At 43.4% G+C, this 25,742-nt stretch carries 26 protein-coding genes; 13 read left to right on the top strand and 13 right to left on the bottom strand.

Annotated elements, in window-relative coordinates:
* Nucleotides 1–205 precede the first annotated feature (205 nt).
* From ABDB91_RS13425 to ABDB91_RS13400, 6 genes are all read left to right on the top strand, one after another.
* Complete coding sequence (locus ABDB91_RS13425) at nt 206–811, top strand: nucleotidyltransferase family protein (protein WP_347488219.1); 606 nt, start codon at nt 206–208, stop codon at nt 809–811.
* Between the two features lie 77 nt (nt 812–888).
* On the top strand, nt 889–1,221 hold the full coding sequence (locus ABDB91_RS13420) for a LysR family transcriptional regulator (RefSeq protein ID WP_347488218.1): 333 nt from the start codon (nt 889–891) through the stop codon (nt 1,219–1,221).
* Nucleotides 1,222–1,370: 149 nt separating this feature from the next.
* A complete protein-coding gene (gene yqeB, locus ABDB91_RS13415) occupies nt 1,371–2,180 on the top strand; it encodes a selenium-dependent molybdenum cofactor biosynthesis protein YqeB (protein WP_347488217.1) in 810 nt (269 codons plus the stop codon).
* A 21-nt stretch (nt 2,181–2,201) separates the two neighbouring features.
* A complete protein-coding gene (locus tag ABDB91_RS13410; protein ID WP_347488216.1) occupies nt 2,202–3,005 on the top strand; it encodes an XdhC/CoxI family protein in 804 nt (267 codons plus the stop codon).
* Nucleotides 3,002–3,319, top strand: a complete 318-nt coding sequence (locus ABDB91_RS13405) for an XdhC family protein (RefSeq protein ID WP_347488215.1) — start codon at nt 3,002–3,004, stop codon at nt 3,317–3,319. The genes ABDB91_RS13410 and ABDB91_RS13405 overlap by 4 nt, the downstream gene beginning before the upstream one ends.
* A 57-nt stretch (nt 3,320–3,376) precedes the next feature.
* Nucleotides 3,377–4,399 (top strand): molybdopterin-binding protein, encoded by a 1,023-nt coding sequence (locus ABDB91_RS13400; RefSeq protein ID WP_347488214.1) that lies wholly within the window; start codon nt 3,377–3,379, stop codon nt 4,397–4,399.
* Between the two features lie 175 nt (nt 4,400–4,574).
* Here the strand turns inward: ABDB91_RS13400 and ABDB91_RS13395 are convergent, their stop codons facing one another.
* The 5 genes from ABDB91_RS13395 to ABDB91_RS13375 all read right to left on the bottom strand — a co-directional run bounded on the left by ABDB91_RS13395 (nt 4,575) and on the right by ABDB91_RS13375 (nt 11,731).
* Complete coding sequence (locus tag ABDB91_RS13395) at nt 4,575–6,845, bottom strand: molybdopterin cofactor-binding domain-containing protein (protein WP_347488213.1); 2,271 nt, start codon at nt 6,843–6,845, stop codon at nt 4,575–4,577.
* Nucleotides 6,846–6,861: 16 nt separating this feature from the next.
* Nucleotides 6,862–7,347 (bottom strand): (2Fe-2S)-binding protein, encoded by a 486-nt coding sequence (locus ABDB91_RS13390; protein ID WP_347488212.1) that lies wholly within the window; start codon nt 7,345–7,347, stop codon nt 6,862–6,864.
* Between the two features lie 28 nt (nt 7,348–7,375).
* A complete protein-coding gene (locus tag ABDB91_RS13385; RefSeq protein ID WP_347488211.1) occupies nt 7,376–8,242 on the bottom strand; it encodes an FAD binding domain-containing protein in 867 nt (288 codons plus the stop codon).
* A 308-nt stretch (nt 8,243–8,550) separates the two neighbouring features.
* Complete coding sequence (locus ABDB91_RS13380; RefSeq protein WP_347488210.1) at nt 8,551–9,996, bottom strand: sigma-54 dependent transcriptional regulator; 1,446 nt, start codon at nt 9,994–9,996, stop codon at nt 8,551–8,553.
* Nucleotides 9,997–10,132: 136 nt separating this feature from the next.
* The gene (locus tag ABDB91_RS13375; RefSeq protein ID WP_347488209.1) at nt 10,133–11,731 is read right to left on the bottom strand and encodes an ATP-binding protein; all 1,599 of its coding nucleotides are present in this window, start codon (nt 11,729–11,731) and stop codon (nt 10,133–10,135) included.
* Between the two features lie 339 nt (nt 11,732–12,070).
* On the opposite strand from ABDB91_RS13375, the gene ABDB91_RS13370 reads away from it, so the two are divergent.
* A complete protein-coding gene (locus ABDB91_RS13370; RefSeq protein WP_347488208.1) occupies nt 12,071–12,889 on the top strand; it encodes an EFR1 family ferrodoxin in 819 nt (272 codons plus the stop codon).
* Between the two features lie 44 nt (nt 12,890–12,933).
* Entirely contained in the window at nt 12,934–14,121 is a 1,188-nt protein-coding gene (locus tag ABDB91_RS13365) for a DUF362 domain-containing protein (protein ID WP_347488207.1), read from the top strand.
* Nucleotides 14,122–14,131: 10 nt separating this feature from the next.
* Here the strand turns inward: ABDB91_RS13365 and lepB are convergent, their stop codons facing one another.
* Complete coding sequence (gene lepB, locus ABDB91_RS13360) at nt 14,132–14,680, bottom strand: signal peptidase I (protein WP_347488206.1); 549 nt, start codon at nt 14,678–14,680, stop codon at nt 14,132–14,134.
* A 320-nt stretch (nt 14,681–15,000) separates the two neighbouring features.
* Here lepB and ABDB91_RS13355 point away from each other — a divergent pair, with 320 nt between their 5' ends.
* The 5 genes from ABDB91_RS13355 to ABDB91_RS13335 all read left to right on the top strand — a co-directional run bounded on the left by ABDB91_RS13355 (nt 15,001) and on the right by ABDB91_RS13335 (nt 19,833).
* Nucleotides 15,001–15,720, top strand: a complete 720-nt coding sequence (locus tag ABDB91_RS13355; protein WP_347488205.1) for an AAA family ATPase — start codon at nt 15,001–15,003, stop codon at nt 15,718–15,720.
* A gap of 97 nt (nt 15,721–15,817) precedes the next feature.
* Complete coding sequence (locus tag ABDB91_RS13350) at nt 15,818–16,558, top strand: hypothetical protein (protein WP_347488204.1); 741 nt, start codon at nt 15,818–15,820, stop codon at nt 16,556–16,558.
* A gap of 150 nt (nt 16,559–16,708) precedes the next feature.
* On the top strand, nt 16,709–16,888 hold the full coding sequence (locus ABDB91_RS13345; RefSeq protein ID WP_347488203.1) for a MarR family transcriptional regulator: 180 nt from the start codon (nt 16,709–16,711) through the stop codon (nt 16,886–16,888).
* 310 nt (nt 16,889–17,198) lie between these two features.
* Nucleotides 17,199–17,894, top strand: coding sequence for a response regulator transcription factor (locus ABDB91_RS13340; protein WP_347488202.1), 696 nt, complete (start codon nt 17,199–17,201; stop codon nt 17,892–17,894).
* Complete coding sequence (locus ABDB91_RS13335) at nt 17,869–19,833, top strand: HAMP domain-containing sensor histidine kinase (protein ID WP_347488201.1); 1,965 nt, start codon at nt 17,869–17,871, stop codon at nt 19,831–19,833. The genes ABDB91_RS13340 and ABDB91_RS13335 overlap by 26 nt, the downstream gene beginning before the upstream one ends.
* Before the next feature lie 178 nt (nt 19,834–20,011).
* On the opposite strand, the gene ABDB91_RS13330 is transcribed toward ABDB91_RS13335, so the two are convergent.
* From ABDB91_RS13330 to ABDB91_RS13300, 7 genes are all read right to left on the bottom strand, one after another.
* Nucleotides 20,012–20,680 (bottom strand): tetratricopeptide repeat protein, encoded by a 669-nt coding sequence (locus ABDB91_RS13330; RefSeq protein WP_347488200.1) that lies wholly within the window; start codon nt 20,678–20,680, stop codon nt 20,012–20,014.
* A gap of 88 nt (nt 20,681–20,768) precedes the next feature.
* Nucleotides 20,769–21,503, bottom strand: a complete 735-nt coding sequence (locus tag ABDB91_RS13325; protein ID WP_347488199.1) for a heparan-alpha-glucosaminide N-acetyltransferase — start codon at nt 21,501–21,503, stop codon at nt 20,769–20,771.
* 477 nt (nt 21,504–21,980) lie between these two features.
* A complete protein-coding gene (rd, locus tag ABDB91_RS13320) occupies nt 21,981–22,667 on the bottom strand; it encodes a rubredoxin (RefSeq protein WP_347488198.1) in 687 nt (228 codons plus the stop codon).
* Nucleotides 22,668–22,746: 79 nt separating this feature from the next.
* A complete protein-coding gene (rbr, locus tag ABDB91_RS13315; RefSeq protein ID WP_347488197.1) occupies nt 22,747–23,319 on the bottom strand; it encodes a rubrerythrin in 573 nt (190 codons plus the stop codon).
* A 65-nt stretch (nt 23,320–23,384) separates the two neighbouring features.
* The gene (locus ABDB91_RS13310; protein WP_347488196.1) at nt 23,385–23,576 is read right to left on the bottom strand and encodes a rubredoxin; all 192 of its coding nucleotides are present in this window, start codon (nt 23,574–23,576) and stop codon (nt 23,385–23,387) included.
* Nucleotides 23,577–23,674: 98 nt separating this feature from the next.
* Nucleotides 23,675–24,049: a desulfoferrodoxin gene (locus ABDB91_RS13305; protein ID WP_347491608.1), complete on the bottom strand. Its 375-nt coding sequence runs from the start codon at nt 24,047–24,049 to the stop codon at nt 23,675–23,677.
* A 98-nt stretch (nt 24,050–24,147) separates the two neighbouring features.
* The gene (locus tag ABDB91_RS13300) at nt 24,148–25,332 is read right to left on the bottom strand and encodes an FprA family A-type flavoprotein (protein WP_347488195.1); all 1,185 of its coding nucleotides are present in this window, start codon (nt 25,330–25,332) and stop codon (nt 24,148–24,150) included.
* Between the last annotated feature and the right edge of the window lie 410 nt (nt 25,333–25,742).

Below are 25,742 nucleotides of genomic sequence, written 5' to 3'. Positions count from 1 at the left end.
CCAATGTTGCCTGACATATCCCTCATATCATTGTTTGAGGGATATGTCTTTTTTTGCAGGGGTCACATTTTTTGAGTAGAAATATATATTAACATGTCAAATCTCAAGAGCGCATGTAAATTCGGAAAATGGGTTAGGGTTATTTACGATACTAACGACGCTATTTTTTAAGGTAATTGATACTAATGAAAAACAGAGGAGTTGTATGTCTTTGGTGCACGTTGAAGCAGTAGTTCTCGCGGCAGGTTATTCAAGCAGAATGAAAGGAAAAAACAAGCTTATGCTTGAAATATCGGGGCGGCCTGTTATAGAGCATGTTATTAAAAACGTTTTGAATTCAAATATAAAAACGGTAGCGGTGATTGTGGGCAATCATAAGGAAAAGCTAATGCCTATATTGCAGAAATATCCAATTAAGATAGTTGAAAATACTAACTTTTCCGAGGGCATTAGCTCTTCAATTAAGCAGGCTGCAGCCAGCTTACCGCATTTCACCAGTGCGGTAATGGTATTTCTCGGGGACATGCCGCTAATTCGTCCGCAAACCATTAACGAGATTTTGTGTCAATATCTGAAAAACTCATGTCTGATTGCGGCCCCCGTTTATCGCGGTAAACGCGGGCATCCGGTGTTGTTTGATAAGGTGCTTTTCCCCGAAATGCTAAAACTTTCCGGAGATGTGGGGGCCGGCTCTATACTTAAAGCGCATTATCAGGATGTTTGCCGGGTTAATGTGGATGACCCCGGTATTTTATTGGACGTGGATCGGCCGGAGGATTTCCTTGCGGTAGGCGGTAAATTTTCTTCTTAGGTAGGATAATCGGGTATAATGTAGAATATAATCAGATAGTTAGTCTGTGGGGAATATGCTTTCTGGGGGGAAATGGGGTGCGCCTGCGGTATAAGATTTGGCTGGAAACCGAAGGAAAGGCTTTTGGTGAAGGACCTTTACAACTTCTCCGTCAGGTGGACAAACTGGGCTCTTTGAGCATGGCGGCCCAGGAGTTAAATATGTCTTACAGCAAAGCATGGAAGCTTATAAATTTGCTTGAGAGTAATTTAGGTTTTAAGCTTTTGCAGCGTGAAATCGGTGGTAATTCCGGCGGTGGTTCATCCCTTACTGAAGAAGCTCGGGTATTAATGCAAAAATACTTGAATTTTAACCGGGAAGCGGCTGAAACACTCGATATTTTGTTTGAAAAACATTTTAAAGAGTCATAATAAAATATTTTTTTAAGGCCGTTATATGTGCGTGCCAATAACGCTGATGGATTACTTTTCTTCTAATGGTGGTAATTGTTGGCCGCGTTATTTAGGGCCGAGAATAACGATGGTGGAATGATTTCTTGATCCGAAAGGAGTGCGGCAGAATGAATTTTGACTACGTTTTAATCAAGGGGGCGGGGGATCTTGCCAGCGGTGTTGCCTGTGTTTTCAGAGAAGCCGGGTACCGGGTGGTAATGAGCGAGATAGAACAGCCTACTTGTGTGCGCAGAATGGTTTCTTTTGCAGAGGCGGTTTATGAGGGGGAAATTTGTATCGAAGGTGTATGGGGCCGCCTGGCGGATAGCTTTGATAAAGCGATGCAAATTGTTGACCGGGGGGAAATTGCCGTTATAGTCGACCCCCGCGGGGAAAAAACGCTCCAAAAATATCGCCCGTCAGTTTTCATAGATGCTGCTATGATTAAAAAAAATATGGGAACAAGCTTAAACGACTCGGATGTGGTGATTGCCCTGGGTCCCGGTTTTGAAGCGGGTTCAGATGTACATGCCGTTATTGAAACTAAAAGAGGGCCTGCGCTTGGGCAGCCCATTTATAAAGGCATGGCAACACCTGATACCGGCATTCCCGGTAATAAATTGGGTTATACCCGGGAAAGGCTGCTCCGTGCCCCCGCCGATGGCAGATTTGATACCAAATTAAAGATCGGGGATATAGTTAAAAAAGGGCAAGTGGTGGCTATGGTTGGCAGTCATCCTGTAAGAGCACAGATTGCGGGAGTCATCCGAGGACTGTTAAAGGACGGGCTTATGGTTAACCAGGGTATCAAAGCCGGTGATATTCATCCGGAAGAAAAACCTCAGGTTTGTTTTTCCGTTACCGATAAGGCCTGGACTATTGGGCGGGGAGCACTTGAGGCAGTCCGGGTTTTAAGCGGGACGCAAGCGTACAATTGATTTTACGCGGGGTGATAGCTAATGCGGAATATTTTTGAGAAGTTAATGGAGAACATTGAAAGCGGAGTGCCGGCTGTAATGTATACACTCATACATGGCGGAGGAGAATCGGGTTTGCCGGAAGGGTCCCGCTTTTTGGTATGTAATAACGGGATAAAATACGGAACACTGGGGGCAGACTGTTTAAATCAATTGGCGGAAGAACGGGCCAAGGTTATATTTAAAGACTCGGTCTCTCAAACCGATATAGTAGAATACCGGCTTTCGGAGGAAGCGAAAGCAATCATTTTGGAGGATGCTTATTTCCCGGAAAAAAGGATTATTATTTACGGTGGCGGGCATGTAGCCCTGCCGCTGGCCCAGATGGCATCCATCTTGGGATATCAGGTTTTAGTAATTGACGATAGACCGGATTTCGCCAGCAGGCAGCGATTTCCTTGGGCTCATGAAGTGATATATGCGGATTTTAATGATGTTTGGTCGGAAGAATTCATTAAAGAAAAAATAAATCCCTTTACCAGTGTTATCATCGTTACTCGCGGGCACGAGTACGATAAGACCTGTCTTGCATCTGTCGTTAGTTCGCAGGCCCGTTACATCGGTATGATTGGGAGCAAGAGCAAGGTAAAATCAATTTTTAAAGCACTTGAAAACGAGGGGATTAGTAGAGAGGATCTGCGCAAGATAGCGGCGCCAATTGGCCTCGCTCTTGGAGGTCAAAAGCCCCCTGAAATTGCTTTAAGTATTTTAGCCGAAATTGTGGCGCGGGAAAATAACGGAAACGGCAGGACCATGAGAGAGGTGAAAGGGGGGCTGTTGGAATGAACCGGGAAATTTTAAAAGCTATTATAGATGTTTATAGAGACAGAAGTGAGGCGGTACTTGTTACGCTTTGCCAAACCAGCGGTTCCACTCCCCGGAAGGCGGGTGCCAAAATGCTTGTATATTCCAATACCCAGATTTTAGGAACCGTTGGCGGGGGCATCCTTGAACTCAAGGCCATACAAAAAGCTTTGGAACTGCTGAAAACAAAAGGTTCACCGTTTCTCTGGGAGTGCGAAGTGGCCGGTGAAGGCATGATATGCGGTGGTTCCGGCACGGTATACATTGAAATTATTGATGGTACGGCCACGGATTAATAAGCTAATGAATAAGTTTTTTTACAGTCTGATATTAATATCAATGGAGATGAAAATATGAAAAAAATAGCTGTTGCAGAAAGTATAGGCATGGTGCTGAGTCATGATCTAACCAGGATAGTTCCCGGTGAATTCAAAGGCCCGGCTTTTAAAAGGGGTCATGTGATTTCAGCTGAAGACATTCCCATATTGTTAAGTATGGGAAAGGAGCATATTTATGTTTGGGAGCCTCCGGAGGGACATATTCATGAAAATGAGGCGGCGGAACGAATCGCCAGGGCTATTACCGGAGCGGATATTGTTTATAGTGATCCTCATGAGGGGAAAATTGCTTTTAAGGCAAATAGCAGAGGTTTGTTAAGAATAAACAAAAGCGGAGTAAATCACATTAATTCTATTTGGAATATGTGCCTCAGCACGTTGCATGATAACCAGCCGGTTGAAAAGGGAAAAACAGTTGCCGCTACCAGGGTGATACCCCTTACAATCCATGCAAGTGCCTTGTCGGAAGTAGATGAGGTGGCCGAAAAATATGGTTGGATTATAAAAATATCGGACTATAAACCATTTGATATTGGCGTAATTATTACCGGAAATGAAGTGTACTACAAGCGCATAGAAGACGCTTTTGGCTCTACATTAAAAAACAAACTGGATTTCTTTGGCTACTCGATCAAAGAACAAACATATTTGCCGGATGATACTGAAAAGATTACTCAAACCGTCTTAGATATGCACAAGAGGGGCCGGAACCTTATCCTGGTTGCCGGAGGCATGTCGGTTGACCCGGACGATAATACTTCCGGGGCTATCAAAGACACCGGAGCAAAGGTAATTACCTATGGTTCTCCCGTGTTGCCGGGAGCTATGTTTATGCTGGCGGAACTGGAGGGAACGGTTATTATGGGGTTACCCGCTTGCGTTATTTTTTCTAAAGCAACGATTTTTGATATAATATTGCCTCGCGTTCTGGCGGGAGAAAAAGTTTCCAGGGAGGATGTCACTAGTTTGGGTGTAGGTGGCCTTTGTCAGGTTTGCGAAGAATGTCGTTATCCTGTTTGTGGTTTTGGAAAAAATTAAACATAGAAAGGGTTTGTTGCACAACGAACTGAATAATTCGTTGTGCAACATTTTTTTTGTTATAAGATACACCAAGGAGCGTTGCTCATTATGCTAAGAAAGTAGTTTTGCGATACTTCCTTTTATTTAAGTGGGAGTCAGCGCAGTTTTACAGTACTAAATATGGGGAATGAAGTTACTTATATAAAGCTTTAAAAATTTTTTCTTCAGTTACCGGTATTTCCTTGAAGCGGATACCGATGGCGTCATATATGGCATTGGTAATGGCGGGCGCGGTGGGCACCAGACTGGTTTCACCCACTCCTTTTGCGCCGTAAGGGCCGCTGGGGTCATACGGCTCCACAAGAATTACCTTAATTTCCGGAATATCTTCAGCGGTGGGAAGCATATACTTATGGATACCGTCATGTAATTGTTTACCCTTGTCGTTATAACGGATTTCTTCGCTCAGGGCGTACCCCATACCCTGGACCAGACCTCCCTCAAGCTGCCCTTCTACGATCGCAGGATGTATGGCCTTCCCAACGTCGTGTGCCGCTACCAGTTTAATTACCCGGACCTGACCTGTTTCAGTATCGACCTCTACTTCAGCAAAGTGTGCTTCCCACGGGGGGGCGTTGGATGGAACGACTTTGCCCACTCCCAAAAACTGTTTATTGTGCAGATGAGCGTATTCCGTCAGTTCGGCCAAAGGCATTCTTGCCTCATCGTTGCTATAGATTATTCCGTCTTTAATATCAAGATATTCTATGCGCTCTTTTAAATAATCCGCGGCATATTCCAGTACCTGGGTGCGAGCATCCTGTGCGGCAAGATAAACAGCCTGTCCGGCGGTATAACATGAACGACTGGCGTGGCTGCCGATTTCAAAGGGTGTTGACTCGGTATCCGCAAAAGCTACCGATACTTTGCTCATATCATACATACCGACCGTTTCCGCCGCAATCTGAGCAAGACTTGTATGGGTACCGGTTCCCATATCCACCACACCTGATGCAACCTTAATAGTTCCATCGCTTTTTACGGTTACCAGGGCGTTGGAGAAATCAACACAGAAGGGCCAGGAGTTGCTTACGTGTGTACCCACACCCATACCTATTCCCCTGCGGATTTTATCTCCGGGCTTGTTTAGTTTTCCTCTGTTATTCCAGCCGATTTCCCGGGCACCCTTTTCAATGCATTCGGGTAATCCGCTGCTTTTGCATGGGTAAGGCAATACCCATTTATCTCCGGGCTTGATTATATTTTTAAGCCGTAATTCTTTTGCATCCAGACCCAGACGTTCGGCGGCCATATCAACCACGGATTCTATGGCGAACATTGCCTGGGGGTTGCCGAAACCGCGCATGGCTCCGGCCGGAGTGCAGTTTGTGTAGGTACTGTGGCCGTTGTAGACCTGGTGAGGTATTCTGTAAACTGAGAGTCCCATTGCCCCGAGTACGCCGACAGTCTCTACGCCAAAGCTGCAATACGCTCCGGTGTTCAGATTTGATTTTAATTCTAAAGCGTGGAAAACGCCGTCATTTTTTACTCCCAGTTTTACGGTAACGTAGCCGCCATGTCTGGTATCAGAGGCAGTAAAGTCTTCTTTACGGTCATAGACTACCTTTACGGGTTTTCCCGTTTTCATGGCCAGTTCTGTCGCAATAGCTTCAGCCTTAGCGCTAAGGCCGATGCGAACTCCGAAACCGCCCCCCAGGTATGGAGGATTTAGTACGCGCACTTTGCTTACCGGCAGTTGGAAAATATGTGCCAGTATTTGGGCGGATGGGTGCGGAGTTTGGGTAGTGGAATAAACGGTAATACTGCCGTCAATAGACGCTTGCGCCACGGCTGCTTGAGTTTCCATTTGAACCTGTTTAACAATGGGCAGCTTAAATTCTTCTTCAAAAATCAGATCACTTTCATTAAAACCCTGCTCCAGATCGCCCATTTCCATGTGAATCATTTCTCCCGGTATATTCTTACCGGCCGGACAGTCGCTGTGGATCTCAAGAGCATCCGGGGTCATGGCTTGTTTGGCATCGTACACTGCAGGCAGTTGTTCGTATTCCACTTCAATTAGTTCAAGGGCTTGGAGAGCTATTCTTTCATCAACAGCAGCGACCGCGGCCACTTCGTCCCCGACGTACCGTACTACGTTGTCAAAAATGTACTGGTCTAAAACCGGTTTCATGGGCGGAACAGTTGTTGTCATGGTGGCCGAAGTGTTGAATTTTACTCTGGTGGAATTTTTGTAACATACAACGGCTTCTACCCCCGGCAACTGTTCGGCTTTGGCAGTGTCAATTTTTTTAATTCTGGCATGGGGGTACGGACTGCGCAGCACTTTGCCGAACAGCATGCCGGGCAAGTAAATGTCAGTCGTAAAAGTTCCCGTTCCGGTTGATTTTTCCCAGGCATCAAGCCGACGAATGCTTTTCCCTACAATTTTGTATTCCTTCATGCTTTTATCCCCTCCTTTACTTGGAAATTTCCTCTTTGACTTTTTCGGCTGCAGCTTGAACAGCTGCTTCAATTTTGACATACCCCGTACAACGGCAGATATTGCCTGATATGGCTTCCCTGATTTGTCCGCGGTCGGGGTTCGGCGTCTTGTCCAACAGGGCCTTGGAAGACATAATCATCCCTGGAGTACAAAAACCGCATTGAATAGCCCCCAGGTCCATAAATGCTTCCTGTACCGGGTGCGGCTTTTCCTGGTTACCGATACCTTCAATGGTTTCAACATGGCATCCGGCAACTTTCATTATCGGGATCAGGCAGGAATTAACTGCAATACCGTCCATAATTACTGTACATGCACCGCATTCTCCTTTGCCGCAGCCTCTTTTGGTTCCCGTAAGTTTTAATTCGTCACGAATGATATCCAGTAACGTAGCTGAAGGTGAAACTGTTAATGTTACGGGTTTACCGTTAAGTGTGAATTTAACATTTTTTTCATTCATACCAATCCCTCCTTACAAAAATATTTCATTAATTTCGAGCACGGGCCACAGCCGTTTCGAGGGCACGTCTAACCAAAACTTTTAATGTTGCGCAGCGGTATTCCGCAGACCCGCGCAGAGCGCTGCTTCGGGGATTAGCGTGATTCAGGGCGGCCTCCGCCGCCTTTTGAATTGTTTCTTCATTTACTGCCGCGCCTTTAAGTAAATTTTCACTGTCGCTTGCCCGTACAGGTTGCGGACCTACCGGAGCCATGACTATACTGACTCGTTGAAATTTATCTTCAGCAATAGATACCATTACCGCTACATTTAACATGGGAAGCGCCAGTGCTTTGCGCTGGGCCAACCGGGTAAAGGCGGAACCTTCACCGGGCTGCAGGGCCGGTATTATTATTTTGGTTACTATTTCATTATTGCTGTTTACCTTGGATTTGCCTACCCCGGCATACAGTTCTTCTACCGGTACCTCCCTTGTGAAATCGGATGATGTTATTACAGCAGTAGCCCCGAGGGCCACCAGGGCAACGGCGGCATCGGCGGCCGGCTGTGCATTCACCACGTTACCTGCAATAGTGGCGGTATTCCTGATTTGCAATGAGCCTACGCTTCTGCTGGCCTCAGCCAGTACCTGTGCTTTTTCGTTTACCAACGCTGATTTGGCTGCTTCATTATGCGTAACCCCCGCCCCGATAATTAAAAAGTTTCCTTCGGTTCGGATTCCCCTGATTTCCGGTATCCGGGTGATATCCACCAGTACTTCGGGGTTATGCTTCTTTGATTCTATATCCAGTAACAGGTCGGTTCCACCGGCAATAATACGAGCTTTTCCTTTTTGCTGCTGCAAAATCTGCAGCGCATCATTTATCGATTCCGGTGTTAAGTAGTCTAGATACATGCTCTAACCTCCTTTATGAAAAATCATTATTTAATTAGAGCAAATAGCATGCCATTTGAAATAATTCAAACAATAGCGGTTTTAAAGGCAAATCACGGTAATTATAATGTTATTTGTGCCGATTTTTTGTCACATCCCCGCGATGAATAAACAAAAAAACGGCATTTGATAAAAACCGGCACTGTTTAAGTGCCGGTTTTTATCAAATGCCAAGATTCCCGCTTTTATCAGTGGGAGCTCCTGTTTTTACTTCAGGTGGGGTAGAATCTCCATTTGAAGTACTGATGTTTGGCTTTAGCTGAACAAGCTCACTTACCTTTTTCCTTTATTAAATAGCGCAGCACTCTTGGTGTAATTCCCAGCTTTTGCGCTATCCCGGCGTATGTACTGCCGGGTTCTTGCAAAAAATGTTCTATAACCTTCCTGGTAATTCCCGCCTCTACATCTTTAATGGAGTTTCGTACTCTTTCCAGGTCGAGGCTTGGCATCTGAACCAGCAAGGGAGGCAGTAAACCGCCCCACCAGTTTATCAAACATTCCAAATCGATCATCGCTTTGTTGTTGACAGGAGGAGGGTAGGAACCAAATTTTATGCCGGTAATCTTTTCCGGCAGCGACTCAACTCCTATATAATCGGAACTTTTAAACGCGATTGCTCTGGTTATCACGTTTGACAGCTCTCTTACATTACCCGGCCAGGCATAGGCTTTTAGAAGCTCAAGTACTTCCGGAGTGCATTTGATTTTTTCTTCAGTGTTTTTAGCTATGAAATGTTCAACTAAAGGGGGTATATCACAGACGCGCTCCCGTAAAGGAGGCAAGTTAAAACTTACCACATCCAGACGATAAAAAAGGTCCTGGCGAAATTTTCCTTTGTTAACGGCATCCTTTAAATTGATATTGGTTGCCGCAACTATGCGGGTATTTGTTTTACGGGTTGTTTCGCCGCCGACACGAATAAATTCCCCGGTTTCCAATACGCGCAGCAGCTTTACCTGGATAGTGGGACTTGCTTCACCTATCTCATCTAAAAAGAGAGTTCCTCCGTCGGCTATCTCGAATATGCCCTTGCGAGCTCCATGCGCACCGGTAAAAGACCCCTTTTCGTGGCCAAAAAGCTCGCTTTCTAAAAGGGTTTCGGTAAAAGCACCGCAGTTAACGCCTAAAAAAGGTTTGTTTGCCCGTGGGCTGTTAAAATGTGTAAATCTGGCTAAGACTTCCTTGCCGGTACCTGTTTCCCCGCTTAGCAGTACGGTAATGTTTTTAGGAGCTATCTTTTGGGCCAGTGACAGTACATGAAACAAGGGGCTATCCGGGCTTGTAACAATTCCCAGGCTTCGGGCCTCTTGAAGCAGCTCGGAATCAATAACATCCCTGTGGATCTGGTACTTTCCCAAAGCCCTGTCGATACTTGCCTCCAGCTGATCCAGTTCGTCAAAAGGTTTTTCAATATAATCGAAAGCTCCCAGCTTAACCGCTTGGACAGCGGATTTTACGGTACTATAGCCGGTCATGATGATAACCGGGCAAAAAGGCTGCCGATTCTTTATCTCTTTTAGTAAACTTATACCGTCATTGTCAGGCAGCTTTAGATCCACCAGTGCCAGGTTAAATGATGAACCGCTGATTGCTTTCATCGCCTCACTGCCTGAATTAGCCACGGTTACTTGACAATTTTTTTGTTCTTCCAAAAAAAAAGCAAAGAAAGTACCGACTTCAACTTCATCGTCTATAACTAAAATATGCGGTTTCATTTTTTCGCCCCTAATACATTAGAATTATCAGATTCCAAGACTGCCACTTTTATAAGTGGTAGTTCCTATGCCTACTTCAGGTGAGGCAGCATCCCCGTCTGAAGTCCCGATGTTTAGCTTTAGCTGAACGAGTCTACTACAAAGGCAGGATTAGTGAAAATGTGCTGCCATTTCCCGGCTTGCTTCTAACCTTAATTGTTCCCCTATGGGTTTCCGCTATGCCAAGGCTGACTGAAAGGCCCAGACCGGTGCCTTTGGTACTGTTCTTAGTAGTAAAAAAAGGATTAAAAATGTGTTCCAGGTTTTTAGCTTCAATTCCCTCACCGTTATCAAAAACAGCTACTTCAATGGCTGCTTTATTTTCGTATTCTATTATGCGGGTAGTAATTATAATTTTACGGTTTTTTGTATTATCCAGAGCATCTCTGGCATTCAACAAAAAGTTAATAATTACCTGTTCAAGCTGTTGTTTATTACCCAGAATAGGAGGCAAATTTTTGCCGGGGTTTACTTTTATATAAATGTTGCTTTTCTGAATTTGGTAGGCTACCAGGGAAAGGCTGTTAGTTACTACCTGGTTGATATCTAATGGTTCAAGGGAATAGTTGTCCTGCCGGGCAAAGGTTAGTAAGTTCTGTATTATTCTTTTGCATCTCTGTCCGCAATGCTTGACATCCTCCAGCAGCTTAAATGCTTTTTCCCCGTGCTTGGTTATCCTTAATAGAACACTGGCGTTGCCTATAATCGCCGTAAGGGGATTGTTTAATTCGTGAGCAACTCCCGCGGCCATTTCTCCTATGGCCGCCAGTTTGGCGGAATGGAACAATTGCGCTTGTATCTGTCTCTTGGCGGTAACGTCCCTGATATAAACTACTATGCTGTACGGTTCATTATTTTCGTTAAAAACAGGGTAAACGTTAATATTTAAAATTTGGTTTAAATGGGGAATGTTTATTTCTTTTAAAATACTTTGTTTCATGCGAAACGCTGTTTCAACGGGACATTCATGACAGGCACGGTTGCAAAAAGGAAACACTTCATGACATTTTTTCCCTACAATATCGCCGGGGGGGACTCCGTCTATCTCATTATTTACACGTAAAATGTTGTATTTTGAGTCAATAAGGTAAATCTGTCCCAGCACGGCTTTAAATGTTTGTTCCCATTCCCTCTTGGCCTTGAATACCTCATTATAAAGGAGCATATTTTGAATACATACTGCCATTTGATCCGCCAGTTGTTGAACAAATAAAGAATCATCCTTTGAAAAGGCGTAAGATCTTTTACTGCCCAGATTAACCGCGCCGATGACTTCATTGTTAACGAGCAGCGGCGACATTATGGCCGATTTTATACCGGTAGCAACCAAATCGTCGTCTTCCTGGTATTTGTGTGCATCATTCCATATGTCCTGCCTTAAAAAACACTGTTTAGAAATAATAGCCTGCCAGGGGGCTGAATTATAATTGTGCAAAACAGTCCCCACACCCAATAATTTTTGGTTTTTAGGCGCGCTTGACTTAATAATCAGTTTACCGTTATCCAGTAAGCAAAAGCTTAACAGGTCATAGGATATAACGCTGCGAAGAGGAATTGACATGTGATCAATAATATCTTCATAGCTCATCTGCACATTAATACTTTTTGCTATTTGATTGATTATAGCCAGCCGGGTGTTTTGCTTGGTCAATTCTAAAACACAGCTGTTTTCAGCCGGTTGGCGTGTATAACTCATTAATATCTCCCCCTGTGAAGTTATAAATATAATTTTAACACATTTAATATAAAAAACAGTTGAAAGGATTAAAATTAAGTTTATTTTATAATTGCCGGTATAATTTAAGCTTGGTGTGGATAGTCAATTAACGCTGGTGAGTATTAAGTTTGCGGGGAATGCACATCATTGGGTAAATCCGCATCTCCTTTAATTTGGTAAAAATTACTCGAACCGTAAAGGAGAAGGGAATATTTTAGCGAATTCTTAAATTGATATCAATTACTAATTATTTTCGTTATCGTACATTTATAAATCTATAAAAATCAATTATTTAAACTTCTGTCTGGAGGTCTTAAAATGAATAGAAAGATAAATGCAATGTATTTTAGCCCGACAGGTACAACTAAAAAAATAGTATCCGGAATAGCCGATCAAATTTTAGAGAATATGAATGGGCAAATAGCTGTAAAGAATATTGATTTTACTCTGCCGGGGGTCAGAAAAGAAGCGGTACCATTTACAGCGGAAGATGTTGTTGTTATTGGGGTTCCGGTCTACGCGGGAAGAGTCCCCAATGTATTGCTGAATTACTTAAATTCTATTAAAGGTAATGGTGCGCTGGCAGTTTCTGTAGTTGTATATGGGAATAGAAATTATGACGATGCTGCAATAGAATTAAAGGATATTCTTGAGTTAAATGGTTTTAAAGTTATTGCGGGGGGAGCTTTTATAGGAGAACATTCATTTTCAAAAGTTCTTGCCCAAAACAGGCCGGATGAAAAAGACATGGCTATAGTGAGTGATTTTGCCAAAAAAATTTATATTAAAATAATAACTCAGGAACAGATTGAAAATATTATTGTAAAAGGAAATAAACCTTATAGAAAATATTATATGCCTAAAAATACAGCTGGAATCTCTGTAGATATTAGAAAGGTTACTCCAAAAACCAATAGCAATTGCATTGACTGTAAGCTTTGTGTAAACGTTTGCCCCATGGGTTCCATTGATTACGAAAATGTATCTAAATTAAATGGTATTTGTATTAAATGTGGCGCCTGTATTAAAAAATGTCCCACTCAGGCCAAGTTTTATGATGATGAAGATTATTTAAGACATAAACTTGAGTTGGAGGTTGGTTTTGCCGACCGAAAAGAGCCGGAATTGTTTTTATAAGACTATAAATAAAGCTGGGTTAATCAAAAACCGGGGTGGACAAGTTGAGCGATGCAGTAAGTATAGTAAAATGCAGCAATTATGCATATGAACGGGTAAGGGGTGCCGTTAAGGAGAGTATTGACTTGCTGGGCGGAATGGAGCAATTTGTTAAGCCTGGCCAGCGGGTGCTGCTCAAGATAAATTTGCTGACCGCGGCGCCGCCTGAGAAGGCCGTCACCACTCACCCCGCCGTGGTTTCGGCGCTGGCTGAACTGGTGCGAAATGCAGGCGGACGACCCCTGGTGGCCGACAGCCCAGGTCCCATCCCTTATACTTCGGCCGGATTAAAGAGAGCATACAAGGCCGCCGGTTTATTAGATATGGCCGAGGCCGGTGTGTTTGATTTGAATTGGGATACATCCGTTCAATGGTTGTCTTTTGCCGGTGGTCAAACGATTAAGCGCATTGAAGTTATTAGTCCCGTAATCAAATGCGATGTTATCATAGCGGTGCCGAAATTAAAAACACATATGTTTACCACCTTCACAGGTGCCGCTAAAATTCTCTTCGGGGTCATCCCCGGCCTCACCAAGGCAGGTTATCACGCTAAGCTGCAGACCAGTGAACAATTTGCCGGTATGTTGCTGGACATTGTTAATGCCGTCAAACCGGCATTGTTTGTAATGGACGGAGTCTTAGCCCTTGAGGGAGACGGGCCGGGGTTACATGGTATCCCCCGTTCCCTGGGTATCGTGATGGCGAGTCGGAACCCCATAGCTATGGATGCCGTTGCCTGCGATATTATCGACATTAATCCACTGGATGTGCCCATGTTGAGTGTTGCCGTGGACAGAGGCATGTGGGACGGTAACTTGGATAATCTGCCGGTTGTTGGTGCGCCAACCGGGGAAGTGGCGGTTAAAGATTTTAAAAAACCCTCCAGGGTGGCGCGGGATGCCAGGGGTTTGGACCGTCTGGCCGGTTATCAGCGCATATGGGCTCCTGTTGTAAAGCAAGCCTTAACACCCCGTCCGGTGCCCGGCAAAGAGAAATGTTCCGGCTGCGCCACCTGTTACACCGCCTGTCCTCAGGGAGCTGTTACTATCAGTAAGGGCCGGGCCTTTATTAACGATAGTGCTTGCATACGCTGCTATTGTTGCCATGAAATGTGCCCCGAGGCGGCTATTGAGTTGAAATTCGGTCTTTTGGGCAGGATAATCAGACGCTTTGGCCTTTTGGGCAAGCTCTAAGGAGACCCTGTTAGAAGACCATCTTACCCATGTTGTGATCAAGTGGTATAAAACCAATTGCTCTGCTGTCATGGCTGAAATTGCGGTTATCCCCCATTACAAAAATATGATTTTCCGGAACAACCCACTTTTCTTCAGAAGCATAATTCATAGCCTCTTTGATATAAGGCTCGTTTAACTCCACACCGTTGCGATAAAACTTATTGTCCTTAAACTCGATAACGTCTCCGGGTTTTCCGATGACTCTCTTTACATAGTAAATATGATCTGTTTTCCCTAATAAAAGTTGAAAGACGGGAAACTCCAAAACATCATCTTTTAAAGTGCGGTCCCGGTTAATCCGGCTGTCGATAATTACTATATCTTTATAATCGGGTATGGATAAAAATGTGTGCTGAAGTTTTGAAACGTATATCCGCTCCTGATCGTGCAAAGTTGGGTCCATAGAATGCCCTTCAACTTTATATGGTTGGAATATAAAGATACTAATGAATAAAGTGACGGCAAATGCTATGCCGCAAGTGCCAATCCAATCCCATATTTTTGTTAATATTTTCATTTAAGTGACAACCTTTCTTACGATTTTTTACGCATTAAAATTAGAGAAATACTGTGATAACAATTGATTATATTGGGAGAGTATTTTCTTAAATAATAATGCTTGTTGGCTTAAAGTCTTTTTTCCTGTTATTAATTTTATCATATTACCAAGTTTGATGGAATTTTTTTAGGTCATCGTTATGCGCTTATATACCTATATGCCTCTGGACACGCCGCTGCATGCGAGTTGGAGGACTTTGATTTATTATGTCGTAAAATAGTATATAGCGCCATTAAATCAATGATGGGTGGAAAAAATATAGATAAAGAGGTAATATTATGCATTTAAAAAAAATAACCTTTCAACCGGAAGAATATCCGACCAGGGAATATTACCCGTTTAATTTAAAGATTTTCAACGAAACCCGCAGCATAGTTTTTACTACTCCGGTTACCTTTTTTATCGGTGAAAACGGTACGGGTAAATCAAGCTTACTTAAGGCCATTGCTAATAAGTGCAACATTCACATATGGAAATCATATGAAAGCCCGGGGTATATAAGAAACGAATATTGCGATGATCTCTACAAACACATAGATGTTGAATGGTTTAAGGATTACGTGCCCGGTTCTTATTTTTCATCAGAGATATTCAGTGACTTTGCACACATATTGGATGAATGGGCTAAAACAGACTCCGCTATGCTGAAATACTTTGGTGGGGAATCCTTGGTAACGAAATCACATGGTCAGTGTCACATGGCGTATTTTAGCGGCAGATATCGGATAAAAGGCCTATACCTTTTGGATGAACCGGAAAATGCTTTATCACCCAAAAGTCAATTGCAGCTGCTTAAGCTGCTTAAAGAGATGAGTAAGGCAGGACATGCACAATTTATTATAGCTTCCCATTCTCCCATTTTGCTTGCATTAACGGGAACTACTATTTATAGCTTTGACCATATTCCCGTTAAGCAGGTTAAATATGAAGAGACGGATTACTATCAAATTTATAAGGATTTCCTAAATAATAAAGACAAATATTTAGCTGATTTGTAATGCCTTGATACCTTTTAAATTTATCAAGGACCTCTAAAGCTAAATCACCATAAAGCCCACAGCTGAAAGGCAAATCTCGTTGATAGGAGTGTAAACGTTGACCAAGAAAAATAAACAGCAGGAAAATATTTTCACACCATCCGGTCACCAGGTGGACAAGGATTTAATGAAAGTGCCGGTAAAAGTTTCGCCGTCTCTGCAGGCATTAATTGCCAACCAAATTGATTTGCTGGAGATGTTGGAGGGCAAGGCGGCTAAAAACGCTGTTCTTATTGAGCAGCACAGGGTGGAAGTATTGCAGGTGGAAGAGGAGATAGCCAGTGCTTTTTCAATTTATGTGCAGAAAAGGGAAAAGTCCAGGGCACAGCGGTTGATAAAAAAGCAATTAACGGAGGGTGAAAAGATACCGGGCAGTAGCGAGGGGGATGATAAACATTCCGTGGAAGAGCCGGCTGAAGGTCGGCCTGCCCGTTTTGAGGGAAGTACGGCGGTACCATTTGACATTGAAAATGAACCGGGGCCAGCCACGGACAATGATTATGCCGATAAACCGGCTTCGGGCGGGAAACGTGCTAAGGATTTGATGACGCGGGAAGATGACCGTTCTTTGGAATATAACATGCATTTTGATATTGAATCAGCGAACCGGGGACCGGGTCTCCCATCGTCCAAGTACGAAACCGGCGCTCGTCCGGCACCCACAAAGACCACCGGTGTGGATGTGCGGCGAGTGGCATTGGGGGCCTCGATAAAGGCTTTGCAGAGTTTCCTCGGTCGCCAACTAAATGAGGAGGAGATCAAATCACTTGAGAATCAGGTGGACTTATATTTGGCCTAGCAAGGCGGATGGTTATTTTATGGCAAGTGCTTATGGCGCTGTGCTGTTTTCTTACTAGGTTTTTACCCGTATGTTATGGGCTATAAAATGAGAAAATGTTATATAATAACTCTACAGCGATCTACTAAAAGTTATAGGGAGTGTGGCAAAATGAGTACAAACGAGATGGTGCTGAAAGCCTTGGCAGGCGCTAAAGAGCCGTTAAAAGCGGGGGATATTGCGGAAGTTGCGGGCATTGATAAAAAGGAAGTTGATAAGGCTATCAAGGCTTTAAAAAAAGAAGGCAAAATAGCGACGCCCAAAAGGTGCTACTATGCTTTAGGTGAATAAAATTTATGTGGTGTCAAGAAAATACAATATTATAAACCCTTATCCATGGCGGCTTGCCGTCTTACGCTGCATTTTTTCAGCATAAGACGGTTTTTTTATTTTAGGCGCGTTTTTCGCAGTTAAGCCATATTTTCTATATGCCAATATGGACAATGGTTTTCGCCTGCTTTTAGTTTTGTTAAATAAACACTTAATCTTAAGAAAATCTTAAGATTTTTATCCAGTGTTTCGTAAATTTGACCTGTCAGAATTATTTTAAAGGCAGGTGATTTGGGTGTACTATTAAAAACAGGATAATGAGGTGATTTTAGTGGACAGACTGAATATCTTGGTGTGCGATGACGATACCGCCATAGTTGATGCTTTGGAAATATACTTAAAACACGAAAATTATGGAGTAATAAAAGCTTATACAGGAACCCAGGCTTTAAAAGCTTTATCCGAGCATAATATTCACTTGGTTTTATTGGACATTATGATGCCCGAACTGGATGGTCTTGCGACAACCATAAAAATTCGTGAGGAGCTAAATATACCTATCATCATATTATCAGCCAAATCGGAGGATACGGATAAAATCACCGGTCTGAACTTTGGCGCGGATGATTATGTAACAAAACCGTTTAATCCGTTAGAGCTAATGGCCAGAGTAAAATCACAAATGCGCCGTTACACCGCGCTGGGCAGTTTGGCTCCCCAAAGTAATATTCTGAAAACGGGCAGTTTGGAGATTGACCCGGAAGCAAAGGAATTAAGGGTAGATGGGGACGTTGTTAAGCTGACCGCCACTGAATATGGTATTATGTTGTTTCTTATGAGAAACATGGGCCATGTATTTTCAACCGGACAAATTTATGAACATGTCTGGAATGAACCGTCATATTCCGCGGAAAATACCGTTCCGGTACATATAAGGCGCATTAGAGAAAAAATAGAAATTAATCCTAAGGAACCAAAATATTTGAAGGTGGTATGGGGTATTGGATATAAAATTGAAAAGTATTAAATATTCGATTGGCGCAGAAGTTGCTGCTTTCGTTGTTGTATGGCTTTGTATTATGTGTGCTGCCGGAAGTGCCGTGTTTCTATTGTATTATCATGACACAATAAATAATAAAGGCTATTACGATACTTACCAGTATAAGAATGAATTTAGTACATTGGTCAGTAATGTGCTGGAATTTAACGTTAAACTTAAGAGTGAAGCAAATATTAGATCATCCGGCGATGCGAAGGATGTTGTCAAGAGTAACTTGCAGCGTTATTACCTTCTAAAGAAGAGTCTTTCCGATATGGTGAATTTTGCTTACTATTTTAAAAATACCCAGACAGGAGAAGTTTTTACCAATATAAAGACCGGTGATGCCATTGCTTTAATAAAAAAACAGCCTACCGTTGTATATTATAACCAGTGGACATATGAACCGGATTATCGATTTGATCATAACATTGGGCAAATGTTGACGGAGGCACCGTATGAGGTTTATGCGGCCGTTATCGAACCGTTAAAACCGGGAGACGAATTTTATGATAGCTACATTAACTTCACCAAGGCTAAAACAGTATCAACCTATGTTGCTATTTTGTTGGTTTCATCAACCATCCTGATGTTTTTATCATTCATCTACCTGGTAGTTGTTACCGGACGTCGGGAAAAGGGAGGGAAAATAGCCTTATCGTTTACAGACCGGATTTACACAGATGTATACTCCGTACTGGTATTTATCGCCGCGGTGATTTCGGTAGCTATCGTAACCTCAATGTCATATTCATTGCACAATCAAGTGATAATGTTTATAGTGGCTTTAGTCTTTGGAATAGATATTTTGATTGGTTTGAGCTATGTATTATCAATGATCAGGCAGATCAAAAGCGGGCAAATATTTAGTAATACATTATGCTACAAAATTTTTGATTTGTGCTTTAACGGAAAAACTTTTAAAGTATGGACGCTGTTATTGCTTATAGGATATGGAGTGATTAACGGCATTTTATTTGTTGCAGCTGCCGACGCCAACTCGGATGAGGGATTTATAGTCGCTGTCTTTCTATTAATCCCCTTTAATACTGCCGCCATTTACTTTGCAGCCAAATCCCTCTTGTCCCTGACGCATATTATGGAAGCTACACAAGAAATATCAACTGGAAATTTAGACTATGCATTAGATAACTCTCAAATGTCGGTGGCTTTCTCGGGTTTCGCCAAAAATATCCGGAGTATCCAGGGGGGAATGAAAAAGGCCGTCGCCGAGGCTATAAAAGGTGAACGTATGAAAACCGACCTTATAGCCAATGTATCCCACGATCTAAAAACACCGCTGACTTCAATTATTAATTACGTGGACTTACTTAAGAAAGAAGATTTAAATAATGGGGAGGCGGATAAATACGTTTATATCTTAGAAGAAAAATCAGCCAGGTTAAAGCAATTAATTGAAGATTTGATTGAAGCGAGCAAGGCTTCCAGCGGTAATGTTAATGTGCATGCGGAAAAAGTTGATTTGCATGAACTTGTTATACAAGCGTGTGGTGAGTATGAGGAAAGAATAAAAAAAGCGGAACTGGACATACACGTCAATGACGACGATAAAAAAACATTCGTATCTGCTGATGGAAAGCATATGTGGCGTATTGTTGAGAATTTGTTGTCAAATGTAGTAAAGTATTCAATGCCGCATTCAAGAGTATATATCAATATTGGTGAAAGTGAACTATATGGCTTGTTAACTATAAAAAACATATCCGCCAATCCCCTGGATATCCCGCCCGAACAATTAACGGAACGTTTTGTCCGAGGTGATGCATCAAGGACGACGGAAGGATCGGGATTGGGGCTTTCTATTGCTCAGAGCTTAACAAATATACAGGGCGGTAGGTTTAAGATAGAAATTGATGGTGATTTATTTAAAGTGATGGTGGAAATACCTTTGTGGTTGAGAGAGTAACGTGTTGTGCCTGGCATTGTTATAATGACTGCCGGGCACTGCTTTTTATTAAATTTCAAGAGGGGCTGCTGCACAACGGGCTAAATAGTTCATAGTGCGGCGGCTTTTTGTAAATTTACTTCAGGTGGGGTAGAATCCCCCATCTGAAGTCCCGATGTTCAGTTTTAGCTGAACGGGTTCATTTTTTCCCGCCGCCGAATAACTTGGCGTACAGGGCCATGCGGCGGAATTTGCGGCGCATGGTGGGGGAGGAAATGCGGTAAATATCCAGCACTTCTTTAAAAAACCTGCCGGCCATATCCGGCTGCCCCGCGCTCCTAAAATATTTACCGGCCTCGTAAAATGTTCTCACCGAGCCATAGCGCAATAAGTTTCCTTGCAGCTCTGCTGTTTGTGCACTGTTATCCTTACTCCCATATTTTATCAAGTAAAAATAGGGATAGCCTTGGGCCACTTTGGGGTTAATTTGTATGGCCCTGGCAACCTCTTTTAGCCCCTCCGCCCGGCCCAAGCGTAGCATGGAAGCCCCCAGGTAAAAATGGGCCAGTGCCGAGTCTTCCATTTTTAACAGCGCCTTTTGCAGCTGTTCCACTGCCCGGTTATAGTCGCCTCGCTCAAAGTACAGCTCACCCAGTTCCATACGGGCGTTGGCATTGTGGGGGTTAACTTCAACTTCGCGTTGCAGCTCGCCCTGCCTTTTCTTCCGGCGCAGGGGGGCCGCGAAATCGGGTAAAATACCTATAAAACTACGGTCAATGAACACATAAATTAAAATGATAATTAGTAATGCCAGCAGTGGGTTGCGGGTAAGCATGGAGATAATCAAAAAAAGTCCAAAGGTTTTCATAGTATCCCTCACATCCGTTTTATTGAACAAGTCCGTTTAAATTTAGGCTTTGCATTTTAAAAAGACAATAATGTTTTCTGTGGGGTAATTAACTTGTTGCCCAAATATTTTCAAACATATTAAAAAAATCTATGGGGTCGATTATTAAATACAAAGCAGCCATAATAATGGGTTGGTGGACAAGATAAATAACAAGCGTATGTTTTCCGATAGCGGAAAAGGGCTTGAAAAGCTTATTTTCTGCTTTGATTAGGCTATTTTTCTGTTTGTAGATTATCTTGCTTATTGATAATCCCCATAGAAACACGCCGAGCCAGGGGATTAATGGAAAGTAATCTACGGAAGAAAAACTTGGCTCCCTAAATCCCAGTGGCACAAGCCAGTTTTGACTGACTGATAATTGCGCAATAAATTCATCAATTAGAATAATAGCCGTACCTGCCGCAGCCAGTACAGAAGAAGAAATATTTTTAAACATTGGGTAAAGTAGCAGGCAAACGCCTAAAAACTGTAATATTCCAAACACAATATTAGAGCCCGGCACAACTATATAGGTTATTAGAAAAATAACGCAGCCCCAGGTAATTAATTTTAGACCTCTATAGATATTATTTCTGCTAAAAGAACTGCTAATTCCGGCTACCAGAATAAACAATACGGCAGCTGATTTACCCGTCAAGTAAAATAAACCTTTATCGTAAGCTATGCTAAAGTTGAAAAACACATTTAGGTCGTAAAGAAGATGATAGACAATCATCAATGCCAGAGCTATACCTCTGAGTATGTCAATTTCCCGTAATCGCCGGTTAATAGGCTGTTCCATAGTTATTAATTCCTTCTTTTGTGAGTTAAGAGTCATTTATCTGCACTATAACAAACAAGGTAACCATAGGGCAAGTAAATAAACCAATCTTTTTTAGCCCCGGGTTGTACTCGCCGCTAAAACTGCCGGGAAAATAATAACAGTAACAGCCATTTATTGTAAAATAAGTCCTTGGCGGAATTGTGTCTGCCCGCTAGCATGGCCGATATTGCAGATGCAGGTATCAAGAGAGAGATAGCGGATTATTACCGGAATAATCCGCTATCTCTAATTTTACATAGGGAAAGAGAGCGTTGCTCACTACTCTGAGAAAGTAGTTTTGCGACACTCTCTTTGGGAAAGGGTTAAATGGTAAACTTCATAGTTCGCGCTCAGTGATCGGACGCATATCAGTAGCGTATCGGCTGGAGCAGCGGTATTGCTGTCACCCTGGTGAGGGCTATCGGAGTAATATCGGACAATTAACGGTCATGGTTATTAACTTTCCGGTGAGAATTCATTTTTACCCGCACCGCATACCGGACAAGTCCAGTCTTCCGGCAGCTTATCGAATGGAGTACCGGGGGCGATGCCATTTTCGGGGTCGCCTTGATCCGGATCGTAAACATAGCCGCAAACATCACATACGTATTTATCCATTTTTTCTTCCCTTCCAGTTTGTTTTGGCACGTAAACCGGGGCGGTTTGGGGTACTGATCCCCTCTTCACCTGGTGGTAATGGGCATAGGTCATGGGAACGCCTTCTAAAAGTACTTCGGCGTTGGTTATCCGGCCGATGAATATATGGTGTGTTCCGGCATCCACCTCATTGATAACCTCGGCTTCCAAACAGGCCAACACATGATCTGATATACAGGGCACCCCAGTGGTACCTGATTTGTAGTTAATATCCTTGAATTTATCAATATCTCTGCCGGATTTAAAGCCAAATTGTCCGATCAGTGACAGGGGGGCTTCCTGAGCCAGTATGGATACTCCGAAAACTTTACTCTTCCTGATAAATTCGTTGGTCAAATTTTGCTTATTAATACTTACCGCTACGGTAGGGGGATCACTGGAAATTTGAAAAACCGTGTTGGCTATCTGACCATTAATCTGCCCGTCTTTTCTCGATGTTATAATATAAAGGCCGTAGCTGATTTTGTGCAAAGCTTTTAAATCCAATGGCTATACCTCCTCGAATAAAAAGTATTTAAATGCTGGTATATAAGGTTACCTTAATAGCATGATGGTCATGTGTTAATTAGTAATTGGGGCGCCATAGCTCATAATAGCTTTTGGGGTGAGCACAGGCCGGGCAGCTTTCGGGAGCCTGGGTACCTTCATGCAGGTAACCGCAATTGCGGCATTTCCAGGTTACCTTTTCAGACCGCTGAAAAACTTTGTCCTGTTGAATGTTTTCCAAAAGAGCGCGGAACCGTTTTTCATGACCGTCTTCAGCTATCGCAATGGCTCTGAATACAGCGGCAATTTGCGGGAAGCCTTCTTCTTCCGCGATTTTAGCAAATTCGGGGTACATTTCGGCATGCTCGTGGTTTTCTCCGGCTGCGGAAGCTTGTAGGTTTTCTATTGTAGTGCCGATAATCCCCGCGGGAAAGGCAGCGGTAATTTCCACATCCCCGCCTTGTAAAAATTTAAACAGGCGCTTGGCATGTTCCTTTTCATGATCCGCTGTTTCCGCGAATACAGCCGCGATTTGCTCGTAACCTTCTTTTTTAGCTGCGCCGGCAAAATAATTATAGCGATTTCTGGCTTGGGATTCTCCCGCAAAGGCGGTGAGAAGGTTTTTTTCAGTACGGGTTCCTTTGATTTGCAAAATAGTCTCTCCTTTACAATTGTTATTATATAGGCTGCCGGCCATGGGACCGGTCAGGTTGCTGATTAACCTCTGGGATTGTTTCTCATTGCTTGGTGGGCCTGGTATTCGATAACAAAGCGGTCCTTTTCCGCCAGGCATTCCGGACACACCCAGTCATCGGGCAGCTCTTCGAACGGAATGCCTGGTGCTGTTTCATCGGTGCCTTGGGCCGGGTCATATATATAACCGCACAGCTCGCACACCCATTTATCCACGTTGAGTACATCTCCTTTATCAATTGCTAATCGTGTTTAAGGGAAACTTTATCGGGTATCGGGAATTACCTGTCCCCGAGCTTGCGCACGAAGGCGGTTTATGCCTTCCAGTTGCCGTGTAGGTTGCAGTATGCCCTGGCTGTAATGTTGTCGGCGCTTACATTAAATATCGCCTCGGGTTTGTCGCCGGGGTTTAAAAACTGCCTGTAGGTTTGGCCATCCGCAATAATCTCAATCCACTCGATGAAATGTTTTTCTTCCATGGGGTGCGCCACGTCGCCTACTTTGACCGTTACCTTGCCGTCGGCTTTTTCGATCACCGGTACGTGTTTTTCCCTGGCAGCATCCACAGTGTTTTCCGCCAGCAGTATCATGGGTTTGTTGCAGCAGACGAGTTGTCCCTTACCCGCATGCAAAATTTCCACGATATTGCCGCAAACATTACATTTGTAAATTTGTCTTAATTCAGTCATCATGAAAACCTCCTCATAGATAATTATTTTTTTGATTAGTTGAAATTGTTTTCTCACCGGCACATGGGCCGGGGCAGTAGCTTAATGTATACGGGAGATTACTTTAACGTTATTAATTCGCCCAGCTTTCTGCCTGCATCACTAACCGATTCCAGTTCCCGGCCGTCGGGCAGGTATTGAATATTGATAACCTCCAGGGGCATCTCCAAACCCATTGCCTGCATGGCCGCTGCCACTTCCCGGGCACCTTGGCCGCCCCAACCGTAAGAACCGAAGGCAAAACCAAATCTTTTTTTGGGCCTCAGTCCTTTGATATAGGTGAGAAATGCACTGACTGTGGGCAGCATGCCGTTGTTTAAAGTAGGTGAGCCAATTAATACAGCCTTGGATACCAGTAAATCGGTCATGATCTCAGATATATGGCTGGTTTGAAGAAATCTTACCGTAACCGGCACACCTGCGTCCTCAAGTCCGGCCTGCAAGGCCAGGGCGATTCTCTTGGTGGAATCCCACATGGTGTCATAGACGATCAGTGCCCTGGGTTCGGTTTCGTTGCTGGCCCAGCGGCGGTAAACAGGCAATATCTTGTCTATATATGAGCGCCAGATGACTCCATGACTGGGGGCAATAGTGTCAATCTCCAGTTGGGCAAGCACATCCAAGGCTTTTAGTACATTGTCGCCATAGGGCAGCACTATGTTGGCGTAATACGTAGATGCCTCTTCGCGGACGATGTCCCAGCCTACTTCGTCATCGAAACGGCCTGCGCTGGCGATGTGCTGACCGAAAGCGTCGTTGGGTAGCAGCAGCTTTTCTTCAGGGACATAGGTAACCATGGAGTCGGGCCAGTGCACCATGGGCACATGCACAAATTTTAATGTGCGGGCACCGATGTTTAATTCCTCGCCGGACTTAACCACCATGAAGTCCCAGTCATCTTTTTTGTAATGCCGCTGCAATCCCTTTTTGCCTTGAGGTGATGTAACTATTCTGGCGTGGGGCGCAACCTCCATTATTTGAGGCAGACCGCCGGAGTGGTCCATTTCCACATGGTTGGAAACCACGTAGTCAATGCGGGCGGGATCGATAATCTCTTTAATCCTGTTTAGCATTTCGTCAAACAGATAGTGTTTAACGGTATCTACCAGGGTAATTTTATCATCTATGATCAGGTAAGCGTTGTAGGTGGTGCCCCGGGGTGTTACGTAACCATGAAAATAGCGCAGGTTCCAATCAATTCCCCCCACCCAGTAAATGCCGGGCTTAACTTGTATTGGTCTCATAATAACCTTATTAAGCCTCCTCCATTGTTATACTAATTATTATATTAGAGATATTATAATTAAATATCTAATATGTGTCAATAGAGATTAAAATTTTTCTTAAAAAATTTGCGTTAAATATGATGACTTCCTCAAATAACTTAGGTTTGTAATAGTTAAGGTTAGCCAACGAATGCAATGAGCCATGTTAGGGTATCCTTGGGTGTTTTCAATATAAACTATAGTAATTACATCCAGGTTAAGCATTTATTAAAAATTCTTTACATATCCAATTTAATTGTATGGGCATATTTGCGTTGTAGGTATTCTAACCAATGTTTTTTATAAATAAAACCCTCGGCAGTATGCCGGGGGCTCCAAGGTTTATCAAATTTTAAGCCTTCCACTTCTATAAGTGGAAGTTCCTATTT

Origin of the sequence: Desulfoscipio sp. XC116, from assembly GCF_039851975.1 — a bacterium.
GTDB lineage: Bacteria > Bacillota > Desulfotomaculia > Desulfotomaculales > Desulfallaceae > Sporotomaculum.
The sequence above is the reverse complement of the archived record's forward strand: the minus strand, read 5'-3'. Positions and strand labels throughout refer to the sequence as shown.